Raw genomic sequence first — 24,990 nt, forward strand, 5'->3', positions numbered from 1 at the left:
CGGGCTCTGCCGCGTCTAGTGTTTTGTTGCCGGCAGGTTGGTTTGACCGGATATGGGTCGCGGATCGGCCATCGTCTGCAATTCCTGACCGCGCACGCGCGCCAGCTTGCGGTAGCGCCCCTGCTTGAGCCAGGTGGCGAGACTGCCGACGATCATGCCAACGGCAATTGCCGCAAAGAGCAGGAAAAACAGCGGCAGCTGCAGCGTCAGCGCCGGATTGCCCGGATTGAACGGGTCCAGCGTGAAGGCGGTGGGCGCGCGATTGGCCACCGCCAGTGCGATCAGGATGATGGCGATCGGCACGAACACCACGATGAGCATGAAGCGATTGAGCATATCTATTCCCGAAGCAGGCCGGCCTTTTTCGATTGAAACGGCCTTTGCCTTACTTGCCAGCGTTTAGCCGCTCGCGCAGTTCCTTGCCAGTCTTGAAGAAGGGAACCCACTTCTCCTCGACCTCGACCGAATCGCCGGTGCGCGGGTTGCGGCCGGTGCGAGCAGGGCGGTTTTTTACCGAAAATGCGCCGAAACCGCGCAGTTCCACCCGGTTTCCATCCGCCAGGGCATCGGTGATTTCGTCAAAGATGGCGCTGACGATGTTTTCCACGTCCCGCAGGAAGAGATGCGGATTGCGTGTGGCAATAATCTGCACGAGTTCGGATTTGATCATGAGCGCGGTCCCCGCCAATGGTTTGTAATGGTATGCGGATGATTTTATTCGTTTTTAAGCCGGCCCGCCGGAGTCTCAAGGTTGCCAGACCGACACGAGACCGTCAAGGAACAAGCGATCCGCACCAATCTTGCGCAGGAATTCTTCGCCGCCGTCAGGCAGGCCGAGGGCGCGGCTGGCCGCCTGCATCATGGAACTGCTGAAGAACAGGCTTGAGCCGCTGCCCTTCGGCTTCCATTCAACGACCTTGAGATCGACGTCGACCCCCTTGGTACCGAGCCAGTCGATTGCTTCGTTCTCGCCGCCGACCTCATCGATCAGCTTGTTCTGCAGCGCCTGTCTGCCCGTGAAGATCGAGCCATCCGCAAGCGCAATAACCTGCTCGCGCGTCATCGAACGACGCTCTTCCACCAGGCCGACGAACCAGTCGTAGCTGTCGAGGATCATCGAGCGAACCATCGTGCGCTCTTCTTCCGTGGTCGGCCTGAACGGCGACGGTGCCGCCTTCAGCGGCGAGGATTTGACTTCTTCCAGCTTGATTCCGAGCTTGTCCATCAGGCCGCTGACATCCGGATATTGGATCAGGACGCCGATCGAGCCGACGATCGACGATTTGCGCGCGACAATGTGATCGGTAGCCGAAGCGATCATGTAACCCGCGGATGCGGCAAGCGTGCCGACCTGCGCGACGACCGGCTTTTCCTTGGCAAGCGCGCGGACGGCGTCGAAGATCGCTTCGCCGCCGGCCGTGGTGCCGCCCGGCGAATCGATCGACAGGATGACGCCCTTCACCGATTTTGCCTTGCGGATCTTTTCGAGGCGTTCGAGCAGCTCCTCGTCCTCGGTGATCGTTCCCTCGATCTTCACCTTGGCTATGTGGTTGGCTGCAGTGCCGCCGAACTCGTCGTCGTAGAACCACATCGACGCTGCCGCGATGCAGATCGCGGCAATGGCAATCGCCGCAACGCGCCAGAAGGTCAGCTTGCGCCGCAAATGACGGCGGTCGATCAGATCGTCGGCTCTCGTTGCCATGCTAGCCTCGTGTTAGCGGGAAAGCGTCGTTTTAATCCAACCGGCCTGCAAGGGCTACCGGTTTCATCGCTGCGGCGGATCGGCTTGTCTTGCTTTGGTTAGCCGAATGGGCTGGCATTTCACGTTAAAGTAACCATATTGCTGTGTAGGTCTGAGAGGCGCTGCCTTTCGGCGGGTGGTGGCTATGCGTTTCAATGGGCTTCCAGGCCCGGATTTGCTATAGTTTCACGAAGATTTGCACATTTCCGGATACCCTTCCTTCCGGTTGATGCGGAGAAGATTTTAAGTTTAGTGCCACAATTCCGTGGTTTTCAATCGTTTGATGCTTCCTGCTTCGCGCAGGATATTCGCGATACGGCAAGGCCCGGCTTCGAACCGGAAAAACAAGAAGGCAATATGTTGGCGCGACCGACAGAAACCGACAGCCATCCGGCGTCCACGCTTAAGGCATCTGGGCCATCCCAGCCCCGGCGCGGAGCGTTTGAGAGTGCCCAACGGCATTCCTACAGGGTGCGCTTTCTCAAGACCGCTTTGCCGCTTCTCGCTGTCCTGATGGCTGCGGGGTTTGTCGGCTATTCCTACATGGCGACACCGGCGAAAGTTGCGGTCAGTGCCGACGGTTCGGCCTACTCCGATGGTAAGCTGGTGATGGCCAATCCAAAGCTCGACGGCTTCACCAAGGACAACCGGCCTTACAAGATGACCGCGGCGCGTGCCATTCAGGAATTCCAGAATGAAGGCATCGTCAAGCTCGAGGGCATTGACGCGAAATTGCCGGTCGATGCCGAAAACTGGGCAACCGTGGTTGCCCCGCACGGCACATATGACCGCGACAAGAACACGCTTGAGATCACCGACGCCATGACGATTACCACCTCTGACGGTATGGTGGCGAAGCTCAAATCGGCGTATCTGGATATTGGCAAGGGTGGAATGAAGACGGACGATCCCGTCGATATTCAGCTCAAAGGCGCCAAGATCAACTCGGACTCGATGACGATCCTTGAAAATGGCAAGGTTTTGATATTCGAGAAGCGGGTGCGCATGAACATCGATTCCAGCCGGTTGAAGACGGCAGAGAACGCGAGCGGAGACCAGAATGTGGGGCAATAAAATGAGGCTGCCGCTGGGGGCGGTGTTGGGCCTTGCGGTGATGACGTTGGCTCCGGGTCAGGTTTTCGCGCAAGACAGCGCGCAGAGCCGCCTGTCCGGCCTGAATCTGTCGGGCAAAGACCCGATTCAGATCGAAAGCGACAAGCTGGAAGTTCGCGAATCCGAAAACAAGGCGATTTTCAGCGGCAACGTCACCGTCGTGCAGGGGCCTACGCTCCTGAAATCAGGCAAGATGACGGTTTTCTACGCCAAGGATGGCGGTTCTGCCGCAACCGGTTCTTCGAACATCGACCGGCTCGAGGTCGAGGACAAGGTTTACGTCAAATCCAACACGCAGGTCGCCACCGGCGATCGCGGTACGTTCGACATGAAGACCGAGATTCTTGTCTTGTCGGGCGACGAGGTGGTCATGTCCGACGGCCCCAATGTGCTCGTCGGCTGCAAGCTTACGGTGCAGATGAAGACAGGCGAAGCCAATGTCGATGGCTGCAAGAAGGGTAATTCGGGCAGCGGTCGCGTCATGATGTCGATCACTCCTGGATCGACCCCTGGAGCCACCACCGGAACCAAGAAACAGTAATGCCGCAATCTGCATCGCTCTTGTCGCGCCTGTCGGGGCGTCGGTCGGCGCCGGCTGCTCCTGCCTTGCGCAAGGATGCCGCGAGCTTCAAGGGCACCTTGATCGCGCAGGGCCTGACCAAGGCCTACAAGGGACGAACCGTGGTCAACAGCGTGTCGCTCGGCGTTCGTGCCGGCGAGGCTGTCGGGCTCTTGGGTCCGAATGGTGCGGGCAAGACGACATGCTTTTACATGGTCACCGGCCTAGTGCCGGTGGACAAGGGCACCATCGAGATCGATGGCTTCGACGTCTCCTCCATGCCGATGTATCGTCGTGCACGGCTTGGCGTCGGCTATCTTCCGCAGGAAGCCTCGATTTTTCGCGGCCTGACCGTCGAGAACAATATCCGCGCGGTGCTCGAAGTGGTCGAGAAGAGCCGTAAGGAGCGCGACAAAAATCTCGATGCGCTCTTGGACGAGTTCCATATCGCTCACTTGCGCAAGGCCCCGGCCATTTCGCTCTCCGGCGGCGAGCGTCGCCGTCTCGAAATTGCCCGGGCTCTGGCCAGCCGCCCGAACTACATGCTGCTCGACGAACCGTTCGCCGGTGTCGATCCGATCGCCGTCTCCGACATCCAGCAGCTCGTGCGCCACCTGACCAAGCGCGGCATCGGCGTCCTGATCACCGACCACAATGTGCGCGAGACGCTTGGGCTGATCGACCGGGCCTACATCATCCACGCCGGTGAAATCCTGAAGCATGGCTCCGCGGCCGACATCGTCGCCGATCCGGACGTGCGGCGGCTTTATCTCGGCGAAGGCTTCACGCTCTAAATTTCTGTGCTTTTTGCGCGATCCCACGAGACGCTGCTTTTTCAGGCGGCTCCGGCCTCCGCAAGCTGCATAATAAATAGGCTTCCTTTCCCCTTTTCCTTGACATGCAAAAGCCGGGCCAGTTTTATGCGTTCGGGGAAATTCGTCGTGGGCGTATTCGACGGATACGGGAGTGCGTGAGTAACAATGGCCCTTGCAGCCAAATTGCAGCTTCGGCAGTCGCAGTCGCTGGTGATGACACCGCAACTGATGCAGTCGATAAAACTGCTGCAGATGACCCATATCGAGCTCGATCATTTTGTCGATGAGGAGATCGAGCGAAATCCTCTGCTCGACCGCGTCGAGCCGCGCGATGACGCGGCGGGAGACCGGCTGGAGAAGAATGATTCTGCCGGCGAGGAGTGGGCCGAGGCGGATACGGCATGGAGCGCCGAGGCCATGTCGGAAAAGCTCGATACCTCGCTCGAAAATGTCTTCCCAGACGACCCTGGTGTAAGCGATCGGGTTGGCCCGGATCTTGCCGCACAATGGAAATCCGCTTCCGGCAGCAGCGGGTCGCTTGGCGCGTCCGAAGGGTTCGACATGGAGGACATGGCGGCTGCGGCGTTGACGCTGCGCGACCATGTCGGCGAACAGATTTCCTTTGCCTTCGTCAATCCCGCTGACCGTCTGATCGCCTACGACCTTACCGACGCGCTAGATGAGATCGGCTATATGCGCGGCGATGTCGAGGAAATTGAAGAGCGGCTGGGTGTCGGCGAGGCGGATGTCCTCGAGGTTCTCCGCAAGTGTCAAGCCTTTGAGCCGGCAGGCATTTTTGCCCGCGATCTCGCCGAATGCCTGGCGCTTCAGCTTGCCCGGCGCGACCGGCTCGATCCGGCGATGAAGGCACTCGTCAACAATCTCGATCTTCTGGCCCGCCGCGATTTCCAGACGTTGAAGAAGCTCTGCGCCGTCGACGAGGAGGATCTTCTCGACATGCTGGCCGAAATCCGCCGTCTCGATCCACGGCCCGGCGCTGCCTTTTCCGGCGGAAACACCGATACGATCGTGCCGGATGTCGAGGTACGCGCTGCGAGCGACGGAAGCTGGACGGTCGAACTCAATCCCGAGACATTGCCGCGGGTTCTGGTCGATCAAATCTATTTTACCCAGGTTTCGACGCTGACAAAGAATCAGGCGGAGAAAGATTTCCTCACCGAGTGCCTGCAGAACGCCAACTGGCTGACCCGCAGTCTCGACCAGCGCGCCAAGACGATCCTGAAGGTCGCGTCCGAAATCGTGCGCCAGCAGGACGCTTTTCTGGTTCACGGCGTCAGGCAATTGCGCCCGCTCAACCTGCGCACTGTCGCAGACGCGATCGGCATGCATGAATCGACGGTCAGCCGGGTCACCGCCAACAAATATATGCTGACCCCTCGTGGGGTCTTCGAACTGCGTTATTTCTTCACCGCGGCCATTGCCTCGGCAGGCGGAGGCGACGCCCACTCCTCCGAGGCGGTGCGTGACCGCATAAAGCAGTTGATCGATGAGGAGGCCTCGGCGGAAGTTCTTTCCGACGACGCCATTGTGGATATCTTGCAGCGCGATGGTGTTGATATCGCTCGGCGAACTGTAGCCAAGTATCGGGAAGGTATGAATATTCCTTCGTCGGTGCAGCGGCGGCGCGAAAAGCGCGCCATGGCCAGCGCGGGCCGCTAATTCACAGCCGTTTTTGCCGTTGACTTTGCCTTCATTGACAAGCGTTGATGAAGTGACTAGAAGCCCGCCCGCATGGGACGGGCTGTTGCCCGCAGACAAAATGCTCCGTCGGGAGACGGCTTGTGATTAACCGGAAAGTTCGGACTTAAATTCGGCGTGAAACCCGCCCTGTAGCTTGTGCGCGTCGACTACGGGTATAAACTCGAACAAATTTGAAGTCTGAACAGGGAAGGTCAGTTTTCAGATGAATTTACGCATATCGGGAAAGCACATGGATATCGGTGAAGCGTTTCGCACGCGCATCGAAGGACGGATTGGCGAAGCCATCGATAAATATTTCGATGGCGGCTTTTCCGGACATGTGACGGTGGTGAAGTCCGGCTCGCGCTTTTCGGCCGACTGCATGATCCGCCTAGACACCGGCATTGCCCTTCAGGCAGCCGGAGAAGCGCAGGAGCCCACGGCAGCCTTCGACGCTGCGGCCGAGCGTTTCGAGAAGCGCTTGCGGCGCTACAAGCGCCGGCTGAAGTCCCACAATCCCGGCGCGACCAACGGCATCGTCACAGATGTCGCCTATACGGTCATGGCGCCGCTGGGGGACGACGAGGAGGAGCTTCCGGAAGACTACGCGCCGGCGATCGTCGCCGAATCGACCGTGGCGCTGAAGACCATGTCGGTGGCATCCGCCGTCATCGAGCTCGACACCAAGGACAGCCCTGTCTTTGTTTTCCGCAACGCCGGGAACGAGCAGGTCAACATCGTCTATCGGAGGCCGGACGGAAATATCGGGTGGATCGACCCCTCGACGACAAAAGTCGCGCAGGGATAGGCAACGTCTTCTGGCTGCGCTGCCGGTTATGGGATTGCCGGCAGTGCGGACAGCGAAAAGGATATTTGGCAATGGATCTGAGTGATCTGATCGAGGTTCAGGCAATCATGCCGGCCTTGAAAGCGAATTCCAAAAAGCAGCTTCTGCAATTGCTAGCCGAAAGAGCCGCCAGCATTACCGGTCTTCCCGAGCGCGAAGTCTTCGACACGATCCTGCAGCGTGAGCGGCTGGGATCGACCGGTGTGGGCAATGGCATCGCCATCCCGCACGGCAAGCTCGCCGGCGTGAAGCGCATTACCGGCGTTTTCGCGCGGCTGGAATCGCCGGTGGAATTCGAGGCGCTGGACGACCAGCCCGTCGACCTGGTGTTTCTGCTGCTGGCTCCCGAAGGGGCAGGTGCGGATCACCTGAAGGCGCTGTCGCGGATCGCGCGTGTCCTGCGCGATGGCGATACGGTTGCCAAGATTCGTGGCACCCGCGATGCGACGGCCATTCACGCACTTCTTTCGGATACGCAGGCCTCGCACGCTGCCTGAAGCGTGAAATCAGTTCGGTGAAATTTGGCTCGGGGCGGCTTTTCAGCCGCCCTTTGCAATTCCGTAGACGCCGGTTAGTGGATGGCGACCGGGGTCAGGTCGTTTTCCATCGCACCGGCAAGGGCGCGGTCGCGCTCGTCAGACAGCAGAATCGGCTGGCCGTTGGCGGCGAAAAGCGCCCAAAGCGTCGTGCCCGAGGCGATTTCCGGAAGACCCGGAAACTTGCCCTTCAGCTCGTCGCTGTCGATTTCGCGCAGATACGCCACCGTGCCTTCGCCCAGATGGGCGAGTTCGGCCTGCGTCAGAACGTGTCTGGGATCAAGAGATGTCATATTAGCCTCCTGTATGCGGGGCGTCCTAGTGACCAACCCGCTCTAGAGCTGTTTGTTCCGGCGGGCGACAATCAGTCTTTCACCGAAATGTTTATTTTCCGTACCAGTCTTTCGGCCTCCGGGCGGTCGAGGTCTATAGACAGAAGACCGTTCTTCAGTTCGGCCCCGGTCACCCGCATTCCATCGGCGAGCACGAAGGTCCGCTGGAACTTCCGCGCGGCGATGCCGCGATGCAGGAACTCGCGTTCCGTGTCGTCGTTCTGCCTGCCGCGCACGACGAGCTGGTTTTCCTCGGTTGTGACTTCCAGATTTTCATCGCAGAAGCCGGCAACCGCCAGCGTTATGCGCAAAGTCTCGCCCTTGCCTTCTTCCCCGCGAACGCGCTCGATATTGTAGGGGGGATAGCTGTCGCCAGATTTGGCCAAGCGTTCCAGCGTTTTTTCCATGGCATCGAACCCAAGCAGAAGCGGGCTCGAAAAGGGCGTCATGCGACTCATTTTCGTGTCCTCTAAGAGCGACCTAAAAGGGAAAAACCCGGATGGCATTTTTCCCGATGATCCTGATATGGTCCGCCGCGCAAACAAGTTCAAGCCTGCAATCATTGACATGAGGGAAGACGGAAATGTCCGCCACAAGAAAGATCATCATCGACACCGATCCCGGCCAGGACGACGCCGTCGCCATACTGCTTGCGCTGGCAAGCCCTGAACTGGATATCCTCGGCATCACCGCCGTTGCCGGCAATGTTCCGCTGAAGCTGACCGAGAAGAACGCGCGCAAGATCTGCGAACTCGCCGGCAAGCCTGAAACCAAGGTTTTCGCCGGCGCCATCCGCCCGCTGGCGCGCACGCTGGTCACGGCGGAAGAGGTTCACGGCCAGAGCGGGCTCAACGGCCCGGAGCTGCCGGAGCCGACCATGCCGCTGCAGGCGCAGTATGCCGTCGACTTCATCGTTGAGACGCTGATGAAGGAAGACAGCGGCACCGTCACGCTGTGCCCGCTTGGGCCCCTGACCAACATTGCGCTGGCGCTGATTCGCGAGCCGAAGATCGCCCCGCGCATCAAGGAGATCGTGCTGATGGGCGGCGGCTTCTTTGAGGGCGGCAATGTCACGCCGGCGGCCGAGTTCAACATCTATGTCGACCCGCAGGCGGCCGACGTGGTGCTGCGCTCCGGCGTGCCGATCGTGATGATGCCGCTCGACGTCACCCACAAGGCGCTGACGACCGGCAAGCGCATCGCAGCCTTCCGCGATCTCGGCACCAAGGTCGGCATCGCCACCGCCGAAATGCTGGAATTCTTCGAACGCTTCGACGAGGAGAAATACGGCACCGACGGCGGCCCGCTGCACGACCCCTGCGTCATCGCCTATCTCTTGAAGCCAGAATTGTTCAAAGGCCGGCATTGCAACGTCTCGGTCGAGACGGCTTCCGAACTCACCATGGGTATGACGGTCGTCGACTGGTGGGGCGTCACCAAGCGCGACAAGAACGCCACCGTCGTGCGCGACATCGACCATGATGGGTTTTTCGCGTTGCTGGTTGAGCGGCTGGGGCGGCTGTAGCGCCGACGTCTCCCTCCCCTCGAGGGGAGGGTGGCCCGTAGGGCCGGGTGGGGTCGCTGCGGCAGTGCTCCGACGCTCCTTTTGCGCCGAGTACTACATGAACGACCCCCTCTGGCGCTTCGCGCCATCTCCCCCTCAAGGGGGAGAATACGCGGGCGCACTTCATCATCGCCACGCCCGGTTTTCACCGTCTGGCCATTGTCAAAGAGCCGGGAAGCGGGGCGCATGGCCGTGCCTTCCTAATGTTTAGTACGTGGCGCGACTTCCGCGCCCCGCCGGCGATTTCTGTTCCCGTCCGTTCCGCTGCTCCCTGCAAACCTTTTGGTTTGCAGGGCCTATGTGCTCGTCCAGCACGCGCGGGCCGTATTACCCGCAGGGGAACCCTTGGACGGAACCTCCCCGGCCTTGCTGCTACGTTTGCCGCAAGACGGAAGCGCCGGTTCCTCCCCACAGATCACCGTCGCGACCGGCGCTCCCATGGGAGGAACTGGTTGGGAGTATGAAAGGTGCGCGAAGGGTGGGGATAAATTGAGGGTGAAAAAATGTGTGGCGTGAGTGAAATCAATGGGTTGGCGGAAAGCCAGGCGAAAATCTTTCCCACAGTTCGCAAGCTTCAGCTTTGGCAGTTCTGCACCGCGGCACATTCCACCGAGGTTCCGGCATGGATCCCCGGGTTCCTCCGCCGAACTTCGTTCGGCTCCGGCCCCGAGGATGACGAACGGAATGGTCTGACATCGTTAATCGTCAAGGTTAATGTTGGAAGCGTCTCCCCTTTCGTCATCCCGGCCAAGGGAGCGAAGCGACTGCGAGCCGGGATCTATTGATGAGCACGGCCGGGTACTGAGTTCGCGCTGCAGTATTGAAGCGCGCCAAGACGAGGGCCGGGCCATGCTTGACGATGCTGCGGCCAATGGATCCCGGATAACCTGCGCTTCGCTCCGGTTCCCCGGGATGACGATTTCACGGTTGTCAGCGCTAATCGCCAAGGTCGACGAACGGCATGTTCCGCCTTCGCTAGTTGTCAATGTTGGTGGGGCAGCTTCCAGGATGATGCGGCGGGTAAGTGTGCTAATTTCCTGCAATCATTGATAGAATTTTCTTGCCTGGCACGCTCGTTCTGCCACATCCTTACCTATGACCGGCTATGTCTACATTTTGGCGTCGAGAAAGAACGGAACGCTTTACACCGGTGTGACCGGGGATCTTGAGCGGCGCGTCTGGGAGCATCGCGAAGGGCTGACGGACGGCTTCACGAAGAAATACGGTGTCAGGCGGCTGGTCTGGTATCGCGATTATGTCGACATAGGCGACGCCATCGTGGACGAGAAACGCATCAAGAAATGGCGGCGCAAATGGAAGCTCGAACTGATCGAGGCGATGAACCCGGAATGGGACAATCTATATGAAGTGCTGAACGGCTGATGCTTGCCAGCAGGTTAAGCGGAATGCACCGCGTAGCCCCTCACTTCGCCCGCGAGAACGCCAGCCACAGCCCGCCGCCGATGAGGAAACTGCCGCTGATGCGCGACAAGAGCTTGATGCGGCTGGCTGACAGCGCGCGGCTGGCCCTGCCGGCAACGATGGCGTAGGTGGAATCGGACATCGCCGCGAAAATCAGGGCGGTGGTGCCCATGATGACGATCTGAAGCGCGTAGTTGCCGGTGGGATCGAGGAATTGCGGGATGAAGGCGCCGAAGAAGATCAGCGTCTTGGGATTGCTGATGGCGACGAGAAAACCCTGCAGGAAGAAGCCGCCGCGCGGTGCCTGGGGGACGCCGTTGGCATCAAGCCTGCCGGTGGAGCGAAACATCTGGATGCCCATCCAGATCAGATAGGCGGCACCCAGCAGGCGCACCCACTCGAACCAGTGGCCCATGCCCTCGATCATCGAGGTGAGGCCGATGCCGACGATGGCGATCATGACGGCGATGCCGGCCTGAGTGCCGGCGACATTGGCCAGCCCGGCGCGCGTGCCATGGCGCATGCTGGTGGCGATGATCAGCGTGACGGTCGGGCCGGGTATCAGGATGATGACGATGCAGGCGACGACATAGGCGGCATAGACTTCGAGCGACATTTTTGTATTCCTCTCCGATTGCTTGAAAACAAGCATCAGCGTCGAGGAATGTCCAGTGTCTCGCAGTCGAAGGAGCAGAATCGCATGAGCCCCTTGGTCAAGGAATTCCTCGAAACGGCCGGCGCGGTGTTTTCGGTTCACAATCACACCCCGCTCATCTCCTTCGACGATGCGAAGGAGATCCTGCCGCACGATCCGGAGGACATGGTCAAGGGCCTGACATTTTCGCACTCCGACGGTGGCCTGGCCATCGTCGCCTTGAGGGCGAAGGACAAGGCCGACTACAAGAAGATCGCCGATGCGCTCGGCATGCGCCGCGCCGATCTCAAAATGGCCGAACCCGCCGATGTGGCGCGAAAGATAGACATGGAAATCGGCGGGATCGTCCCCCTGCCGATCAACGGAACACGCGTTCTGATCGATCGCGCCGTGCTCGAGCGCGACGAGATCGTCTGCGGAACCGGCCGCAATACCGCGACGCTGGTGATCTCACGCGACGAATGGCTGCGCGCGGCGCAGGGCGAGATCGGGGATTTTTCCAAGCTGGTGTGAGCTGGAATGCAGCACTTGGAATTGGCGCGTGTTCCGCAGGATACGGCTCAGAGGCCGATCGGCGACATATGATAAGTCACCGTGCCGTTCGCCCGTGTCCGTCGCTCCAGCTCGATGACCGAGCCAATTTCGCGCGGAAGCAGGGACGGGGAAAGGTCGTCTCTGATGACTATAGGCGAAGTCGTGCCGTTCGGTATGACCGCATACTGGTAGTAGGAACCGCCGGCTCGGTTCGGTCTGAGTGGGGTTGATACTATCGTTGTGATGACTGCGCTAACCTGCTCGCGCTTGATCACGGGGCTGTGCAAGGGGATGAGCATGTAGGCCCCGAAGGCGGCTGCTGCCACCAGCATGGCAAGGGCGACAGCGTATTCGTGTGCGAACCAGCGGAGCGGTTCGAGCCTTTGGCTCAGCCGTTGCCGGAACATGCTGCCTTTCAGCGGATTCTTCTTCGAAGATTTCGCCATGAACCCCCTTTCGGCCGGGGGCTGGCCGGCGTTGCCGCCAACCTTCTATGCCCCGCTTTCCCACGTCATAGTGGTCTCATAGGCGGCTGCCGCTTGCAAGACGGCGAGGTCGCCGCGCGGGCGGCCGATCAGTTGCATGCCCATGGGGCGGCCGTGATCGTCGAAGCCGACCGGCACGTTGACGGCAGGGCAGCCGGCGAGCGAAGCAAAGGCGGAAACCTCCATCCAGCGATGGTAGCTGTCCATCGCGCGGCCGGCGACTTCGCCCGGCCAGTGGGTGGTGACGTCGAAGGGAAAGACCTGCGCGGTCGGCAGCACTAGCAAGTCGAAGCGCTCGAACAGCTCCAGCACAGTTTTGTACCATGCGGAACGGACGGTGGAGGCGGCGTGGACCTGCGGCGCGGTAAGGCGCTCTGCGCCCTCGGCCTCCCAGATCGCTTCGGGCTTCAGCTTGGCGCGCTTGGCCGGGTCGTCATAGTGGAGCTTGAGTTCGCAGCCGCTGGTCGCCTGGCGCAAGGTGACGAAGGCGCGCCACAGGGCTTCGTAATCAAACTGCGGCACCAGCGGTTCCGACGCGAAGCCGGCTTCACCGAATCGTTGCAAGGCGGACTCGCACAGGTCGAGAACGCCGGCTTCGATGGGCAGGCGGCCGCCGAGATCGCCGAGCCAGGCGATTCGGCCACTTTTCGCGCCGTTTTGCAGGCCTGCGAGATAGGAGCTTTCGCCGTCATGCGACAGCGGCGCGTGGGGATGATATCCAGCCTGCACGCCAAGCAGCAGCGCCATGTCGCCGACATTGCGGGCCATCGGGCCCTCGATACCGATCTGCGAATGGAAAACCTCATTTGACGGCCCGGCAGGAACCAGCCCCTGTGACGGGCGAAAGCCGAAGACATTGTTGTAGGCGGCCGGATTGCGCAGCGAGCCGCCGAAATCGCTGCCGTCGGCGACGGGAACCATGTTTAGCGCAAGTGCGACTGCCGCGCCGCCGCTGGAACCGCCGGCGGTCAGCGCCGGATCGAAGGCGTTGAGGGTCGGGCCGAAGACGGGATTGTAGGTGTTGGAACCGAGGCCGAATTCGGGGACGTTGGTCTTGCCGATGAAGATCGCGCCGGCCTTGCGCATGCGCTCGACGAAGAAATCGTCCTCGTCGGGCACGAAATCGGCGAAGATCGGCGAGCCGAAGGTCGTTTTCAGGCCCTTGGTCAGGGCGAGGTCCTTGATCGCAAGGGGCAGGCCGAACAGCGGGCCGGGCGTGATGCCCTTCGCCAGTGCCGCATCGGCAGCGTCGGCTTCGGCTAAGATGTCGGCGCGGTCGCGCAGCGAAACGATGGCGTTGACGAGCGGGTTGACCGCGTCGATGCGGTCGAGGAAGGCGGTGACGACTTCGCGCACCGACAGCTGCCGGGTTTGTATCTTCGCCGCCAGTTCGACGGCGGACATGCGGCAGATTTCGCCTGCGGGTGGAATGGCGTGCTTGGTTGCGGGGCGGTTCAATCTGGTCTCCCGGTCAGGATGGCATGTTGCCGGCAAGGGCAGCGTCGACTTCGGCCTTGAGCGGGATCGCCGGTTGCGCGCCTGGCTTCAGGCAGGCGAGCGAACCGGCAGCTGCAGCGCGGCGCAATGCATCCTCAAGGCTGAGCCCCGAGCCAAGACCTGCGCCGAGATAGCCGCAGAAGGTGTCACCGGCGCCGACCGTGTCGACCGGCTTGATCTTCAGCGCCGGCACCTGGATGAGCCCGTCGGGCGTCGCCGCCAGAACGCCTTCGCCGCCGAGCGTGACGATGACGGTGCGGCCGGTCTTTTCGGCAAAGTTCTTCATGCGGGCAGGGCGGTCCCGGCCCTGCAGCTTCAGCACCTCGCCATAGAGGTCGAATTCAGTCTCGTTGGCGACGATGTAGTCGGCCTTTTCGAGGAACGGCGCAGCCGCGCCGTTGAAGGGCGCGGTGTTGAGCACGGTTATGCTGCCGGCCGCGCGAGCCGCATCGAGCGCGGCCTCGACGGTCGCAAGCGGGATTTCGTGCTGGAGAAGGATGATCTCGCCCTTTTGCAGGGCCGCGTTTGAAAGATCGCCCGGTAGCACCGCCGCATTGGCGCCCGGCACCACCGCGATGACGTTTTCGCCGTCGGCCTCGACCAGAATATGCGCGGTGCCGGTGGCGGCATGAACCTCGCGCACGCCGGAAAGCTCGACCTGGCCAGCCCTAAGGCAGGCGAGCGCGTCATTGGCAAAACTGTCCTTGCCGACGGCCCCGATCATGCGCACCTGCGCCCCGGCGCGTGCGGCCGCCAGCGCCTGGTTCGCACCCTTGCCGCCGGGCGCGGTCTTGAACGCGCTGCCCATCACGGTTTCGCCGGGGGCAGGCAGGCGATCGACCGTGGCGATGAGGTCGAGATTGATGGAACCGATGACAGTGATCACGAAAAAGCCTCCTGCGAATTTCGCGGGAAGCTAATCCGTTTGGAAGGATATTGAAATACGCAGGCTGGGGCTATCTCACGCCTTTCACGAAAGCTGCCCGACCTCCCAGCCGAGGATCGCCCGCTTGCGGGTGAGGCCCCAGTGATAGCCGGTGAGCGCGCCGGACTTGCCGACGACGCGGTGGCAGGGCACGACAAAGGACAGCGGATTTGCGCCGACCGCGGCACCCACAGCGCGGCTGGCCGCCGGCGTGCCGATGCCGGATGCGATGTCGGAATAGCTGCATGCCTTGCCCATCGGGATTTTCAAGAGCGCGTCCCAGACGCGGAGCTGGAAGTCCGTGCCGATCATGACGACGCGCAGCGGGTTTTCCGCCCGCCACTGCGCCGGGTCGAAGATGCGCGCGGCATAGGGCGCGGTGGCGGACATGTCTTCTATATATGTCGCGTTCGGCCAGCGGCTCGACATGTCGGCGAAAGCTGCCCGCTCATTGCCGGCGTCGTTGAAGGCAAGGCCGGCAAGGCCGCGGTCGGTGACCATGATCAGCGCCACGCCGAAGGGCGAGATGTGATGGCCGTAGCGGATGGTGAGGCCGGCGCCGCGGGTCTTGTAGTCGCCGGGCGACATCGCCTCATGGGTGACGAACAGATCGTGCAGGCGGCTGGGGCCGGACATGCCGACTTCGAAGGCGGTTTCGAGCAGCGGCATGCCCGAATCGAGCAACCGGCGCGCATGGTCCAGCGTCACCGCCTGCAGAAAGCCCTTTGGCGACAGGCCGGCCCAGCGGGTGAACAGCTTTTGCAGGCCGGTCGGCGTTTCGCCGACTTCTTCCGCCAGCGTTTCCAGCGACGGCTGATCGCGATAGTCGAGGCTGATCTTCTCAATCACCCGGCGAACGGTCTCGTAATCGCTGCCCTCAGGCGTGATTTCGCGCCGAAGAACCGGCGAAAGTTTCATCGATGTCTGAGCGTTCATGACATTGTCTCCTTGCCGATGAATATCGTGCACGCAGGGCCTTCGCACCACCCGAAACTTGCCGTGGTGCCTTGCCGGGGCCAGATAACACTGGCCGCGACATCGGGAGGAAAGATGGGACGCGAAAAAGTCATCCTGACGAAGGAAAAGGAAACCATGCTCATCACCTTGTACGGCAAGGCGCTGGAAAGCAGGCAGCCCGATTCGCTTCTCAAGGACCATTTCGCCGACGAGGCGGTCGGCAAGATAGACTATGATTTTGCCAGGCTGAAAGTCGACCACGATCTCGGCGTAGGGCTGGCGATCCGGGCCAAGACGCTGGACGAGTGGGTCATGGATTTCATGGCCAAAACCCCGAATGCGATCGTGCTGCATCTCGGTTGCGGCCTCGACACGCGGGTGTTCCGCATCGATCCACCCGCCGGGATCGAATGGTACGATGTGGATTACCCGGAAGTGATCGCGCTTCGGCGCAAGCTTTATCCCTCACGCAAAAACTACCATCTGGTCGCCTCGTCAGTGACAGACCCGGCCTGGCTGGATCAGGTGCCTCGCGACCGCCCGGCCATGGTGGTGGCCGAGGGGATCACGCCTTATCTGCCGGCCGAGGAGGGACCAAAACTGTTCGCGCGGCTGGTTTCGCATCTGGCGAGCGGTGAGATCATCGGCGACGCCTATAGCGATCTCGGCCTCAAGCTGGTGAGCCTCACGCCTTCGGTTCGCCTTACCGGAGCCGAACTCCATTGGGCGATCAACGATCCGCGCGATCTGGAAAAGGCAGCGCCCGGCCTGGAACTGGTCGAGGAGGTTTCGGCCTACAAGCCCGAACATGTCTCCCGGATGAGCTGGTCGTCCCAATGGATCATCTTGCTCTGGAACTTCTTTCCGCCGTTGCGGCGGGTCGGCAGGCTGCTGCGGTACCGGTTTTGAAGCGCCAGACAGTCCTTGTCGCACTTGAATCTTGATGCGATGCTCGGCTTGGATTTCTTGGGGATGGTTGCCGATGTATCAGCACGCGCGCGCTTTCGCAGCCTTCGTACTCGCGCCGCCGTTAACGGTTGCGATATTTCTGTCCCCGATCTTCGGCTCGATTTTGATGTCAGACGATCCCCTCACGGGTGGGTTTGCATCGACCATGCCATTGTTTTTCATCGGCTGCGCCTTGGCATGGACTTTTGCTATTGTTGTAGGCTTGCCGGCGTATGTTCTGCTGAGATGGCTTGATATCGTGTCGCCCTGGGTGACGATTGCCGTCAGGCTCAATCGGGGCAATCGGGGGACTGATTTTCTGGCTGATTTACGCGGATGGCTGGAAAGCCCCATCGCGCAAGTCTTAGGACGCTACCGCCCCTTGGCTTTCGCCAAGGCCCGCGAAAAGGCGCTAGCAAAACTCTCGCGGTCGTCGGGGTTGAGAAAACTGCCGATCGGCACATGCTGGCCCTGGCCATCGACCGCCATGCCGGTGATGCCAATCTCGTCGTGACGGGCGACCGAGAATCGCGCCCAGAACGGGTTGAAGTGGTGGTCTTCGATGCGGCCGGAGGGTGCTGTCTTGCGGATATCGAGGCTGGTGCGCGAAACCGTCACCTCCTCGCGGGCACGCGCGGCGCGGTAGTTCAGCTTGAAGGCGATGTAGACGGCGAGAATGTCGAGGCCGAAAAAGCCGAAAACCGGCCATGCGCCTCTCGACAGGAAGAAGGCGCCGGTGGCAAGCCAGCCGAAGGACAGCGCGCCCATAAGGATCAGGAAGCCGGTGCGGCCGAGCGACCGATGCGGCATCAGCAGCGCCTGGAAGAAGGGCTGGTCGGCGGCGGATATGGCGTTTGTCTCGCTCATCGCTCCAGATTATAGGAAGACGATGACGAACCCCAAGCCCAAAGATCAGCTCAAGCCCAAAAAGCCGCAGCCGGGCGCGAAGCCGCGCCGGATTTCCAAGAAACCTGCGTGTCTTTATTCACCGGCCGAAGTGCACGAGATTTTCCGGCGCTTTGCCGTGCAGCGCCCGGAGCCCAAGGGCGAGCTCGAGCATGTCAACGCCTTCACGCTGCTGGTGGCGGTGGTGCTTTCGGCGCAGGCAACGGATATCGGCGTCAACAAGGCGACGCGGGCGCTGTTTGCAATCGCCGATACGCCGCAGAAGATGCTGGCGCTGGGCGAGGCGAGGGTGGGTGAATACATCCGCACGATCGGGCTTTGGCGCAACAAGGCGAAGAATGTGATTGCGCTTTCGCAGGCGCTGATTCGCGATCATGGCGGCGCGGTTCCAGACAATCGCGACCAGCTTGTCGAGCTGCCGGGGGTAGGGCGAAAGACCGCCAATGTCGTGCTCAACATGGCCTTCGGCCAGCACACCATGGCGGTCGACACGCATATTTTCCGCATCGGCAACCGGATCGGCCTGGCACCCGGCAAGACGCCGGAGCAGGTCGAGGCGGGGCTTATGAAGGTCATTCCGGACGAATATATGCGCCATGCCCATCACTGGCTGATCCTGCATGGGCGCTATGTCTGCAAGGCGCGCAAGCCGGATTGCCCGATGTGCGTCATCGCCGACATCTGCAAGTCGGCGGAAAAGACGACGGATATTCCCGCGCCGCTGGTGCCGATCGAGCCGCTTGCGGCTGCTCAGTAGAAATCAGTAGCCGTAGCCGCGCGCCATGGCGGCGGCGAAGATCAGGATCAGGACGATGCCGACCATCTCGGCGCGCAGGTAGAATCGCACCGAGGAGAGTTCGGCCGCCGGCACGGTGAAATTCGCATTGGCGCTCGCCTGCCTGTTCCATGACAGGAACCGCATGGTCGGGATGATCGACAAGAGGCCGACCGCGAGGAACGAAATCATCTTGGCCCAGAAAACCCAGTTGTAGACGTAGAATTCCCAGCCTTTCAGGCCATAGAAAACACGGCCCGCGCCGACGATGATGACCAGCATGGCGAGGATGCCATAATGACGGTCGAGCCCGGCGAGCCGCTTGATGGCAGCGGCAGACAGTTCGCCGCGCGTCAGAACGGATTCGCAGGCAATCAGCGCCGCGACCGAGAAGACCAGAATGTGATGGACGATTGCGAGAAGCAGGTCGGTGGTTTCCATGGGTGTTTCTTTCCGGAGCCAGGAGAGATTTGCCTGCTGCGTACAAGTACGGAAATTGAGGGTGGGGTCAAGCGGGCTTGGCGGGACGACCCCCACCCGTAACCCCTCCCCACAAGGGGGAGGGGAATTTGCTGCATCGCCGCTTAGCGCCAATCTTCACCGCTTCTGGTGGCAACGGCGACGAAATCGTCCCGCTCCCCCTTGTGGGGAGGGGTTAGGGGTGGGGGTGTAGCCGTCACTCGATGGCCCGCTATTGTAACCGCTGGAAGAAAACTGATCGCCACCGTGGCCTCATTCAGTAGCCACGACCCATGTTACGGCTTCCCCTACAAACATCCGGAATCGATATGACCGATCTGCCCGCCACCGAAATCCCCGTCATCGAAACAGCCCGCACCATCCTGCGCGGGCACAGGCTGTCGGACTTCGACGGTTTCGTGGCGATGTGGACCGATCCGCTCCATACGCGCTTCATCACCGGCCAGCCGCTGCCGCGCGAAGACGTGTGGGCGCGCATGCTGCGCTATCTTGGGCACTGGCAGTTGCTCGGCTTCGGTTATTGGGTGGTCGAGGAAAAGGGAACCGGCCGTTTTCTCGGCGGGGCGGGCTTCCAGGATGCCAAGCGCGAGATGGAACCTTCGATCGAAGGCCTGCCCGAAGCCGGCTGGGGTTTCGTGTCCGACGTGCATGGCAAGGGTTTCGCGACCGAGGTCGTCGGCGCCATGCATGAATGGGCCGACCGGCATTTCGGCGGGGCGAAAACCGTCTGCATCATCGATCCCGAAAATGTCGCGTCGATCCGCATTGCCGAAAAATTCGATTATCGCGAGACGGCGAGGACGACTTACAAGGGCTCGCCGACGCTGCTCTTCGAAAGAGGGTGAGGGGCCTTTTCAGGCACCCGCCGAATGAGGGATTGGGCGGTTGCTTGACTTACATGAGAAGTTTCGGGACTATCGCGACATGTCGATCGCAGCCGAAACACGATTCAAGTTTTTTCAGCGGGTGTGCCCCATCGCGGGACGCTGACCCCCGGCTCGGCTGCCATGCGCCCCCGAGCCGCGGGGCGGTACGACACTTTTCCGCAGCATCCCATTTTCTGAATCTGCGGCATCGGCGCTTCCAACATCATTGATACTGCCGGAAATCGGCACCGCACGTCGAAGTCCGAGAGCCGGATTCCGTCGCGGTCACAAGCACAGGTAATAAAATGCAGGAAAAGACCAGGGCGCGGCGCAAGCCCAATATCAGGATCGGCGCCTCCGATCATTCGAAGCTCATCGCTTTCGCCAATGCGATGGCAGAGCGCAATCCGGAAGTCTCGGAGGAATTGCTGCTTGAACTCGACCGCGCGCGCGTCGTGGCCGACGGCTCCATTCCCGACGACGTCGCCCGCATGGGCTCGGCCGTCACCTTCAAGCCGGACACCGGCGAGGCAAAGACGGTGACGCTGGTATTCCCCGGCGATGCCGACATCGCGCAAGGCAAGATCTCCATCCTCACCCCGATCGGCACGGCGCTGATCGGGCTTTCGCCCGGGCAGTCGATTTCGTGGACGGCCCGCGATGGGCGCACGCACGAACTCGAAGTGCTCGACGTGAGAAAACCCGGTGCGCCGGTACCTTCCGAAACGGCGGCACTGGCCGCGGCGTCGGACCGGGCGTGACGGCATGATCCACCGCTCAGGCAATCTCGTCGCAGGATCCTAGCCCCTGCTCCGGACAAATCGCGTCCGGTCCAGGGGAGCGTCTTTCGAACTCAAGCACAACACTTGAAGCCGAAACCGGGTGAAAACGGTTCGGCTGGAGATTTGCCATGTCGAATGGAGAAACCTGCCTGCTGACGACCAAGGATTACACGATCCTCGAAGTCATGCTGGAGCGCTGCCTCGGGCGCGACGACCCGATCGCCGAAATCCTCAAGCGCAAGATCGAGGGCGCGAGCGTCATGTTCCGGGACGATATCCCGCCGATGGTCGTCACGCTGTCGAGCCGCGTCAGCTACCGCGTCGATGACGGCCCGGCCGAGACGCGCATCATCGCCCATGACGAGCTGCGCGGGCTGGTCGGTTCGGTGCTTTCGATCACCAATCCGCGCGGCCTTGCCCTGATGGGCCTTGCCGAGGGTCAGTCCATGACCATCCGCAGGGCGGACGGGACCGAGGAAAAGCTGACCGTTCAGGAAGTCGTCTATCAGCCGGAGGCTGCCAAGCGTGAGGCGGCAGGGTTGCAGCGCGGCCTTGGCGGCTCTGCGTCAAAGCCACGTGGCGCCATATTGCGGCTGGTTCATTCCGCCGAGGGCCTGCCGGCAACGCCCATCGAAAGGGTTCTTGCACCCTTTGATGACGATCCGGGGCCGTCCGCCGCATAAGCGCAGTCGTCGACTACCGCTTCTCGCAGGTCGTGGCGGAAAAACTGCCGCTCGCCTCACGCACGATGATGTCGAACGAGGCCTTCTCGTCGGTATTGATGGTGACCTGCGTCAGGTCGACGGAGTTCCCGCCCGAGGTGAAGCCGCCAAGCGGCCCAAACCAGTTGATCTCGTCGAAGGGCGTCACTTCATATCTATACGGTCCGGCAAAGGGTTCGAACCATGCCGGACCGCGATAGGTGGGGCCTTTTATAATGATGTCGCCGAGATGGATGAACATCCCGAGCGCATAGACTTCGCAATGATAGACGCCGTCGGCCATCGTGCGCTGCAACTGCACCGGCTCGGCGCGTGCCTGGCTGGAGACCGTGGCGGCAAGCAACAGGGTGCAGGCGAAGTTGGCGCTTCTGGATGTCGTCATGCTTCGAATGTTTATCCGCGCTTTGTCCGTTTACGGTGCCCGCTCCGGCGCACACCGTAGATGCCAGCAATCCTAACCGCCATAGATGTCGAAAGTGAAATACTTCTGGACGATCTTGCCGTAGGTACCATCGGCGACGATCGCGTCGATGGCGGCATTCAGCTTTTCGCGCAGCTCATTGTCCGCCTGCCGCACGCCGATGCCAGCCGGCGCATTCGTGCCTTCGATATCGCCGACCATCTTGCAGCAATCCTTGCCGGTCTTGTCCATCCAGTCGACCAGCACGAACTTGTCGGCCACCACCGCGTCGAGCCGCCCATTGGCGAGATCGGCCATCGCCTCATCCTGCGAGGGATAGAGTTTGGCCTCGGCACCGGCCTTGCCATAGACCTCGTCGGCATAGGTGGCCTGCGTCGTCGAGGCCTGCGCGCCGACGGTCTTGCCGGAATAGGCCGCAGGGTCGGTCGTCGAGAGGCTGGAATCCTTCAGCGCCACCACCGAAAGCGGCGTGACATAATATTTGTTGGTGAAGGAAATCTGCTTCTTGCGCTCTTCCGTGATGCTCATCGACGCGATGATGGCGTCGAACTTGCCAGCCTGCAGGGCAGGGATCATGCCGTCCCAATCCTGGGTGACGATTTCGCACTGCGCCTTCATCTGCGCGCACAGCGCATTGGAGATGTCGATGTCGAAGCCGATCAGCGAACCGTCGGCGGCGATGCTGTTGAAGGGCGGGTAGGCGCCTTCCGTGCCGATCTTCAGCTTCATGGGCTCATCGGCGAAGGCCGATCCGGCCGCCAGCGTGATTGCGGCACCTGCAAGAATGCCGGCGAGACGTCCTGAAATACGCATTGCTTTCTCCTCTGCGGCACTTGCGGCCGCTTCGTGTTCCCAAACACTGCCAGCAAATCATCACACCTCGCGTCGGGCAAGTTGATTGGCAGGAAAAAAGCTTGCCTCACATCTGATCGTTGTAAGGCTCCTTGGTCTGCCCGACCATTTTTGCGAGTTCGGAGAAGGTCGGCGTGTTGCGGTCGGACCGGCTGTTGTTGGCCGCCTGCAGAAGCCGGATCGGAAAACACACGGCATCGCGGTTGGCCGGCGTCATGTCCTCGACGACACGCTCGTCGCCGGTGGCGTTGGCTTCGGCGCGCCGAAGGGCAGTGTCGATCTCCTCGACGCTTACCATGCCCTTGGCGACAAGCAGGTTGTTGATCGAAGCGATAGCCAGATACAGGCCTTCGAGTTGAAGATTTGCGGTGTTCATCGCGATATCCCGTGATCGAGTGATCGAAGAAGGCGTAACGCTTTGCCCGTCGATCCGATCCACTTGATGCCTTGGCTCCGCGCAATCACATCGCGGTGTGAAGACCGGGATTGAATAGCGTCGCGATGCCGACGCACTATGTTTCAAAAGCCGATGCTGCGAGGAAAGGATCTGCGACGATGGCGGACCAGATACAAGAAGAGGCCGCGACCTTACCGACGCCCGCCGACGAAAGTTTCCGCGACCAGCTCATGATGATGACGCGGGCGTTCGGCTCGTCGCCGCTGCGCAATACTATAATGGGGCTCTGCGCCACCATCTTTGCCGTTATCGTGGCGACGGCGGTAGGGCAGGTCGTGCTCAATCGCTGGTACCGGCCATTTTATGATGCGCTCGAGCGGCGTGATCTCCAGGGCTTCTTTTATCAGCTCGAAATCTTCGCCGTTATCGCCGCCGTGCTGCTCATCCTCAATGTCGGGCAGACCTGGCTGAACCAGATGATCCATCTCAAGCTGCGCGAAGGGCTGGTGCGCGACCTGATCGGCGAATGGATGCGGCCGCGCCGGGCCTTCCGGCTCGCCAACGCAGGCGCCATCGGCGTCAACCCGGACCAGCGCATGCATGAGGACGCGCGCCATCTCAGCGACCTGACGACCGATCTGGGGGTAGGGCTGCTGCAGGCGACCATTCTTCTTGTCAGCTTCGTCGGCGTGCTGTGGTCGCTGTCTACAGGTTTCGTCTTCCACGTTGGCGGCAGGGAATTTGCGATTCCGGGCTATATGGTCTGGGCGGCGATCATCTATGCCGGCATCGCGTCCTGGCTGAGCTGGCTGGCCGGGCGTCCGCTGATCAAGCTCAACGGCGATCGATATGGGCGCGAGGCGGAACTGCGTTTCTCGCTGATGCGCGTCAACGAACATATCGATGCCATTTCGCTCGCCGGCGGCGAGGCGGACGAGAGGCGGCGTCTCGAGCTCGACCTTGCCACAGTGCTGCAATCGGTGCGGCTCATCGTGCGCGCGGTGACGGGGCTGACCTGGGTTACCGCCAGCTATGGCTGGATCACCGTCATTGCGCCGATCGTCATTGCCTCGCCGGTCTATTTCGCCGGCGACCTGAGTTTTGGCGGCCTGATGATGGCGGTGGGCGCGTTCAACCAGGTCCATGCCTCGCTGCGCTGGTTCGTCGACAATATCGGCGGCATCGCCGACTGGCGGGCAACCCTGCTGCGCGTCGCCTCCTTTCGCGCGGCTATCCTGAAGACCGACGAATTGCACGAGGTCGAGCAGCGAATCGAATTCACTGAGGCGAAAGGCGACCGCATGACGCTTGAAAAGATCGAGGTCGCTTCGCCCGGCGGCTGCGTCAGGCTGGAAGAGGCCGATATCGAAATCAAACCCGGCGAACGCGTGCTGGTGACGGGCGAGCCGGGGGCGGGCAAGACGCTGTTCTTCCGCGCCGTGGCCGGCCTGTGGCCGTGGGGCAGCGGCCGAATCGGCTTGCCTGCCGGCGAGGCCGTGACCTTCGTGCCGCGAACGCCCTATTTCCCGCCCGGCACGTTGCGCGAGGTTCTATCCTATCCGCAAGGGTCGCAGACCTTTGCGGAGGCCGATCTTGCCGCGTCTCTCACAAAGGCCGGACTCGGACGCCTCGTGCCGGCGCTCGATCGCAGCGAGCGCTGGGACCGCGAACTGAACGATGATGACCAGCGCCTGCTGGCCTTTGCCCGGCTCGGCCTGCATCGGCCGCGCTGGGTGGTCATAGACGAAGCGCTGGATACGCTGGCCGGTGATGCGCGCCGCCGGGTCATGTCGATCCTGGAGGAGGACCTGGCAAAGGCGGCGATCGTCAATATCGGCCGCGCCGAGCGCAACGGCCATTTCTTCACGCGCATTCTGCATCTGGCCAAGCATCCGGACGGGCACGTGCTCAAGCCGTTGCGGCTCAATCCGGCCGGGGCCGAGAAAGCCACTGCGGCTGCGGAAATGGAGGTCGCCCTGCGCAAACGGCGGGCCTGAAGCGTCCCCTCAAATCGCAGGCTGCGTTTTCAAGGCGTTTTGCGGCCCCTGTGGATAGTTTTTCGGTTCTGTCTCAAAAACTTCATGAAAGATGGAAATGGTTGTTGACAGGTTGGGAAGGTGGCGACTATATACGCCTCAACAACGAGGGCGGCGCGCCG

General features: G+C 61.4%; 31 protein-coding genes. 15 read left to right on the forward strand and 16 right to left on the reverse strand.

Annotation, left to right across the window (positions count from 1 at the left end):
• Positions 1 to 15: 15 nt before the first annotated feature.
• From BM413_RS20890 to sppA, 3 genes are all read right to left on the reverse strand, one after another.
• On the reverse strand, positions 16 to 336 hold the full coding sequence (locus BM413_RS20890; RefSeq protein WP_091916533.1) for a DUF1049 domain-containing protein: 321 nt from the start codon (positions 334 to 336) through the stop codon (positions 16 to 18).
• 49 nt (positions 337 to 385) lie between these two features.
• Positions 386 to 670 (reverse strand): integration host factor subunit beta, encoded by a 285-nt coding sequence (locus tag BM413_RS20895; protein ID WP_091916534.1) that lies wholly within the window; start codon positions 668 to 670, stop codon positions 386 to 388.
• Positions 671 to 745: 75 nt separating this feature from the next.
• Complete coding sequence (gene sppA, locus BM413_RS20900; protein WP_091916535.1) at positions 746 to 1,702, reverse strand: signal peptide peptidase SppA; 957 nt, start codon at positions 1,700 to 1,702, stop codon at positions 746 to 748.
• Between the two features lie 510 nt (positions 1,703 to 2,212).
• On the opposite strand from sppA, the gene lptC reads away from it, so the two are divergent.
• The 6 genes from lptC to ptsN all read left to right on the forward strand — a co-directional run bounded on the left by lptC (position 2,213) and on the right by ptsN (position 7,273).
• Positions 2,213 to 2,815 carry an LPS export ABC transporter periplasmic protein LptC gene (gene lptC, locus BM413_RS20905; protein WP_348272916.1) on the forward strand — a complete coding sequence of 201 codons (603 nt, stop codon included), beginning with the start codon at positions 2,213 to 2,215 and terminating at the stop codon, positions 2,813 to 2,815.
• Positions 2,816 to 2,855: 40 nt separating this feature from the next.
• Positions 2,856 to 3,395 (forward strand): LptA/OstA family protein, encoded by a 540-nt coding sequence (locus BM413_RS20910; protein WP_244537949.1) that lies wholly within the window; start codon positions 2,856 to 2,858, stop codon positions 3,393 to 3,395.
• Positions 3,395 to 4,207 (forward strand): LPS export ABC transporter ATP-binding protein, encoded by an 813-nt coding sequence (gene lptB / locus BM413_RS20915; protein WP_091916539.1) that lies wholly within the window; start codon positions 3,395 to 3,397, stop codon positions 4,205 to 4,207. The genes BM413_RS20910 and lptB overlap by 1 nt, the downstream gene beginning before the upstream one ends.
• 186 nt (positions 4,208 to 4,393) lie before the next feature.
• A complete protein-coding gene (gene rpoN, locus BM413_RS20920; RefSeq protein ID WP_091916541.1) occupies positions 4,394 to 5,908 on the forward strand; it encodes an RNA polymerase factor sigma-54 in 1,515 nt (504 codons plus the stop codon).
• A 244-nt stretch (positions 5,909 to 6,152) separates the two neighbouring features.
• The gene (gene raiA, locus BM413_RS20925) at positions 6,153 to 6,737 is read left to right on the forward strand and encodes a ribosome hibernation-promoting factor, HPF/YfiA family (RefSeq protein ID WP_091916543.1); all 585 of its coding nucleotides are present in this window, start codon (positions 6,153 to 6,155) and stop codon (positions 6,735 to 6,737) included.
• Positions 6,738 to 6,808: 71 nt separating this feature from the next.
• A complete protein-coding gene (gene ptsN / locus BM413_RS20930) occupies positions 6,809 to 7,273 on the forward strand; it encodes a PTS IIA-like nitrogen regulatory protein PtsN (protein ID WP_091916545.1) in 465 nt (154 codons plus the stop codon).
• Between the two features lie 74 nt (positions 7,274 to 7,347).
• On the opposite strand, the gene BM413_RS20935 is transcribed toward ptsN, so the two are convergent.
• Both BM413_RS20935 and BM413_RS20940 read right to left on the reverse strand, forming a co-directional pair.
• Positions 7,348 to 7,605 (reverse strand): BQ00720 family protein, encoded by a 258-nt coding sequence (locus BM413_RS20935; RefSeq protein ID WP_091916547.1) that lies wholly within the window; start codon positions 7,603 to 7,605, stop codon positions 7,348 to 7,350.
• A gap of 71 nt (positions 7,606 to 7,676) precedes the next feature.
• Positions 7,677 to 8,102, reverse strand: coding sequence for an Hsp20 family protein (locus BM413_RS20940; RefSeq protein WP_091916549.1), 426 nt, complete (start codon positions 8,100 to 8,102; stop codon positions 7,677 to 7,679).
• Between the two features lie 125 nt (positions 8,103 to 8,227).
• On the opposite strand from BM413_RS20940, the gene BM413_RS20945 reads away from it, so the two are divergent.
• Positions 8,228 to 9,169, forward strand: coding sequence for a nucleoside hydrolase (locus tag BM413_RS20945; RefSeq protein ID WP_091916551.1), 942 nt, complete (start codon positions 8,228 to 8,230; stop codon positions 9,167 to 9,169).
• Positions 9,170 to 10,303: 1,134 nt separating this feature from the next.
• Positions 10,304 to 10,591, forward strand: coding sequence for a GIY-YIG nuclease family protein (locus tag BM413_RS20955; protein WP_091916554.1), 288 nt, complete (start codon positions 10,304 to 10,306; stop codon positions 10,589 to 10,591).
• A 40-nt stretch (positions 10,592 to 10,631) separates the two neighbouring features.
• On the opposite strand, the gene BM413_RS20960 is transcribed toward BM413_RS20955, so the two are convergent.
• Positions 10,632 to 11,246: a LysE family translocator gene (locus BM413_RS20960; protein WP_091916624.1), complete on the reverse strand. Its 615-nt coding sequence runs from the start codon at positions 11,244 to 11,246 to the stop codon at positions 10,632 to 10,634.
• 84 nt (positions 11,247 to 11,330) lie between these two features.
• On the opposite strand from BM413_RS20960, the gene BM413_RS20965 reads away from it, so the two are divergent.
• On the forward strand, positions 11,331 to 11,798 hold the full coding sequence (locus tag BM413_RS20965) for an aminoacyl-tRNA deacylase (protein ID WP_175544383.1): 468 nt from the start codon (positions 11,331 to 11,333) through the stop codon (positions 11,796 to 11,798).
• 47 nt (positions 11,799 to 11,845) lie between these two features.
• On the opposite strand, the gene BM413_RS20970 is transcribed toward BM413_RS20965, so the two are convergent.
• The 4 genes from BM413_RS20970 to BM413_RS20985 all read right to left on the reverse strand — a co-directional run bounded on the left by BM413_RS20970 (position 11,846) and on the right by BM413_RS20985 (position 15,662).
• Positions 11,846 to 12,265 carry a hypothetical protein gene (locus BM413_RS20970; protein WP_091916556.1) on the reverse strand — a complete coding sequence of 140 codons (420 nt, stop codon included), beginning with the start codon at positions 12,263 to 12,265 and terminating at the stop codon, positions 11,846 to 11,848.
• 45 nt (positions 12,266 to 12,310) lie between these two features.
• On the reverse strand, positions 12,311 to 13,762 hold the full coding sequence (locus BM413_RS20975) for an amidase (protein ID WP_091916558.1): 1,452 nt from the start codon (positions 13,760 to 13,762) through the stop codon (positions 12,311 to 12,313).
• Positions 13,763 to 13,775: 13 nt separating this feature from the next.
• Complete coding sequence (locus tag BM413_RS20980) at positions 13,776 to 14,687, reverse strand: ribokinase (RefSeq protein ID WP_091916560.1); 912 nt, start codon at positions 14,685 to 14,687, stop codon at positions 13,776 to 13,778.
• 84 nt (positions 14,688 to 14,771) lie between these two features.
• Positions 14,772 to 15,662 (reverse strand): methylated-DNA--[protein]-cysteine S-methyltransferase, encoded by an 891-nt coding sequence (locus BM413_RS20985; RefSeq protein WP_091916562.1) that lies wholly within the window; start codon positions 15,660 to 15,662, stop codon positions 14,772 to 14,774.
• 114 nt (positions 15,663 to 15,776) lie between these two features.
• On the opposite strand from BM413_RS20985, the gene BM413_RS20990 reads away from it, so the two are divergent.
• Complete coding sequence (locus BM413_RS20990) at positions 15,777 to 16,592, forward strand: class I SAM-dependent methyltransferase (RefSeq protein WP_091916564.1); 816 nt, start codon at positions 15,777 to 15,779, stop codon at positions 16,590 to 16,592.
• 78 nt (positions 16,593 to 16,670) lie between these two features.
• Here BM413_RS20990 and BM413_RS32645 read toward each other — a convergent pair whose 3' ends face one another.
• Complete coding sequence (locus BM413_RS32645) at positions 16,671 to 16,925, reverse strand: hypothetical protein (RefSeq protein WP_139238624.1); 255 nt, start codon at positions 16,923 to 16,925, stop codon at positions 16,671 to 16,673.
• A 78-nt stretch (positions 16,926 to 17,003) separates the two neighbouring features.
• On the reverse strand, positions 17,004 to 17,498 hold the full coding sequence (locus BM413_RS20995; RefSeq protein ID WP_091916566.1) for a DUF2244 domain-containing protein: 495 nt from the start codon (positions 17,496 to 17,498) through the stop codon (positions 17,004 to 17,006).
• Between the two features lie 22 nt (positions 17,499 to 17,520).
• Between BM413_RS20995 and nth the strand changes: the two genes are divergently transcribed.
• A complete protein-coding gene (nth, locus tag BM413_RS21000) occupies positions 17,521 to 18,294 on the forward strand; it encodes an endonuclease III (protein WP_091916568.1) in 774 nt (257 codons plus the stop codon).
• Between the two features lie 3 nt (positions 18,295 to 18,297).
• Here nth and BM413_RS21005 read toward each other — a convergent pair whose 3' ends face one another.
• Positions 18,298 to 18,753 (reverse strand): DUF2214 family protein, encoded by a 456-nt coding sequence (locus tag BM413_RS21005; protein WP_091916570.1) that lies wholly within the window; start codon positions 18,751 to 18,753, stop codon positions 18,298 to 18,300.
• A 347-nt stretch (positions 18,754 to 19,100) separates the two neighbouring features.
• Here BM413_RS21005 and BM413_RS21010 point away from each other — a divergent pair, with 347 nt between their 5' ends.
• The 3 genes from BM413_RS21010 (at position 19,101) to BM413_RS21020 (ending at position 21,123) form a co-directional block, all read left to right on the forward strand.
• Positions 19,101 to 19,637 carry a GNAT family N-acetyltransferase gene (locus BM413_RS21010; protein WP_091916572.1) on the forward strand — a complete coding sequence of 179 codons (537 nt, stop codon included), beginning with the start codon at positions 19,101 to 19,103 and terminating at the stop codon, positions 19,635 to 19,637.
• A 326-nt stretch (positions 19,638 to 19,963) separates the two neighbouring features.
• Positions 19,964 to 20,419, forward strand: coding sequence for a nucleoside diphosphate kinase regulator (gene rnk / locus BM413_RS21015; protein ID WP_091916574.1), 456 nt, complete (start codon positions 19,964 to 19,966; stop codon positions 20,417 to 20,419).
• Positions 20,420 to 20,568: 149 nt separating this feature from the next.
• Positions 20,569 to 21,123, forward strand: coding sequence for a GreA/GreB family elongation factor (locus tag BM413_RS21020; protein WP_091916576.1), 555 nt, complete (start codon positions 20,569 to 20,571; stop codon positions 21,121 to 21,123).
• 13 nt (positions 21,124 to 21,136) lie between these two features.
• Here BM413_RS21020 and BM413_RS21025 read toward each other — a convergent pair whose 3' ends face one another.
• From BM413_RS21025 to BM413_RS21035, 3 genes are all read right to left on the reverse strand, one after another.
• Positions 21,137 to 21,544: a hypothetical protein gene (locus tag BM413_RS21025; RefSeq protein WP_091916578.1), complete on the reverse strand. Its 408-nt coding sequence runs from the start codon at positions 21,542 to 21,544 to the stop codon at positions 21,137 to 21,139.
• A gap of 72 nt (positions 21,545 to 21,616) precedes the next feature.
• Positions 21,617 to 22,312 carry an ABC transporter substrate-binding protein gene (locus BM413_RS21030; RefSeq protein WP_348272917.1) on the reverse strand — a complete coding sequence of 232 codons (696 nt, stop codon included), beginning with the start codon at positions 22,310 to 22,312 and terminating at the stop codon, positions 21,617 to 21,619.
• A gap of 190 nt (positions 22,313 to 22,502) precedes the next feature.
• Entirely contained in the window at positions 22,503 to 22,811 is a 309-nt protein-coding gene (locus BM413_RS21035; RefSeq protein ID WP_091916582.1) for a hypothetical protein, read from the reverse strand.
• Between the two features lie 179 nt (positions 22,812 to 22,990).
• On the opposite strand from BM413_RS21035, the gene BM413_RS21040 reads away from it, so the two are divergent.
• The gene (locus BM413_RS21040) at positions 22,991 to 24,829 is read left to right on the forward strand and encodes an ABC transporter ATP-binding protein/permease (protein WP_091916584.1); all 1,839 of its coding nucleotides are present in this window, start codon (positions 22,991 to 22,993) and stop codon (positions 24,827 to 24,829) included.
• Positions 24,830 to 24,990: the final 161 nt, after the last annotated feature.

This window comes from Mesorhizobium sp. YR577 (assembly GCF_900116595.1).
Lineage (GTDB): Bacteria > Pseudomonadota > Alphaproteobacteria > Rhizobiales > Rhizobiaceae > Mesorhizobium_M.

Bases quoted from the DNA above. Each gene is read 5' to 3' on its own strand.
- raiA (WP_091916543.1), top strand. From the start codon at position 6,153: ATGAATTTACGCATATCGGGAAAGCACATGGATATCGGTGAAGCGTTT.
- BM413_RS21040 (WP_091916584.1), top strand. From the start codon at position 22,991: ATGGCGGACCAGATACAAGAAGAGGCCGCGACCTTACCGACGCCCGCC.
- BM413_RS21025 (WP_091916578.1), bottom strand. From the start codon at position 21,544: ATGACGACATCCAGAAGCGCCAACTTCGCCTGCACCCTGTTGCTTGCC.
- BM413_RS20910 (WP_244537949.1), top strand. From the start codon at position 2,856: ATGACGTTGGCTCCGGGTCAGGTTTTCGCGCAAGACAGCGCGCAGAGC.
- BM413_RS21020 (WP_091916576.1), top strand. From the start codon at position 20,569: ATGTCGAATGGAGAAACCTGCCTGCTGACGACCAAGGATTACACGATC.
- BM413_RS20990 (WP_091916564.1), top strand. From the start codon at position 15,777: ATGGGACGCGAAAAAGTCATCCTGACGAAGGAAAAGGAAACCATGCTC.
- BM413_RS21005 (WP_091916570.1), bottom strand. From the start codon at position 18,753: ATGGAAACCACCGACCTGCTTCTCGCAATCGTCCATCACATTCTGGTC.
- BM413_RS20985 (WP_091916562.1), bottom strand. From the start codon at position 15,662: ATGAACGCTCAGACATCGATGAAACTTTCGCCGGTTCTTCGGCGCGAA.
- BM413_RS20935 (WP_091916547.1), bottom strand. From the start codon at position 7,605: ATGACATCTCTTGATCCCAGACACGTTCTGACGCAGGCCGAACTCGCC.
- rpoN (WP_091916541.1), top strand. From the start codon at position 4,394: ATGGCCCTTGCAGCCAAATTGCAGCTTCGGCAGTCGCAGTCGCTGGTG.
- BM413_RS20960 (WP_091916624.1), bottom strand. From the start codon at position 11,246: ATGTCGCTCGAAGTCTATGCCGCCTATGTCGTCGCCTGCATCGTCATC.
- BM413_RS21035 (WP_091916582.1), bottom strand. From the start codon at position 22,811: ATGAACACCGCAAATCTTCAACTCGAAGGCCTGTATCTGGCTATCGCT.
- BM413_RS20955 (WP_091916554.1), top strand. From the start codon at position 10,304: ATGACCGGCTATGTCTACATTTTGGCGTCGAGAAAGAACGGAACGCTT.
- nth (WP_091916568.1), top strand. From the start codon at position 17,521: ATGACGAACCCCAAGCCCAAAGATCAGCTCAAGCCCAAAAAGCCGCAG.
- BM413_RS20995 (WP_091916566.1), bottom strand. From the start codon at position 17,498: ATGAGCGAGACAAACGCCATATCCGCCGCCGACCAGCCCTTCTTCCAG.
- BM413_RS20970 (WP_091916556.1), bottom strand. From the start codon at position 12,265: ATGGCGAAATCTTCGAAGAAGAATCCGCTGAAAGGCAGCATGTTCCGG.
- rnk (WP_091916574.1), top strand. From the start codon at position 19,964: ATGCAGGAAAAGACCAGGGCGCGGCGCAAGCCCAATATCAGGATCGGC.
- BM413_RS20940 (WP_091916549.1), bottom strand. From the start codon at position 8,102: ATGAGTCGCATGACGCCCTTTTCGAGCCCGCTTCTGCTTGGGTTCGAT.
- sppA (WP_091916535.1), bottom strand. From the start codon at position 1,702: ATGGCAACGAGAGCCGACGATCTGATCGACCGCCGTCATTTGCGGCGC.
- BM413_RS21010 (WP_091916572.1), top strand. From the start codon at position 19,101: ATGACCGATCTGCCCGCCACCGAAATCCCCGTCATCGAAACAGCCCGC.
- BM413_RS20945 (WP_091916551.1), top strand. From the start codon at position 8,228: ATGTCCGCCACAAGAAAGATCATCATCGACACCGATCCCGGCCAGGAC.
- lptB (WP_091916539.1), top strand. From the start codon at position 3,395: ATGCCGCAATCTGCATCGCTCTTGTCGCGCCTGTCGGGGCGTCGGTCG.
- BM413_RS20890 (WP_091916533.1), bottom strand. From the start codon at position 336: ATGCTCAATCGCTTCATGCTCATCGTGGTGTTCGTGCCGATCGCCATC.
- BM413_RS20895 (WP_091916534.1), bottom strand. From the start codon at position 670: ATGATCAAATCCGAACTCGTGCAGATTATTGCCACACGCAATCCGCAT.
- BM413_RS21030 (WP_348272917.1), bottom strand. From the start codon at position 22,312: ATGAAGCTGAAGATCGGCACGGAAGGCGCCTACCCGCCCTTCAACAGC.
- BM413_RS20965 (WP_175544383.1), top strand. From the start codon at position 11,331: ATGAGCCCCTTGGTCAAGGAATTCCTCGAAACGGCCGGCGCGGTGTTT.
- ptsN (WP_091916545.1), top strand. From the start codon at position 6,809: ATGGATCTGAGTGATCTGATCGAGGTTCAGGCAATCATGCCGGCCTTG.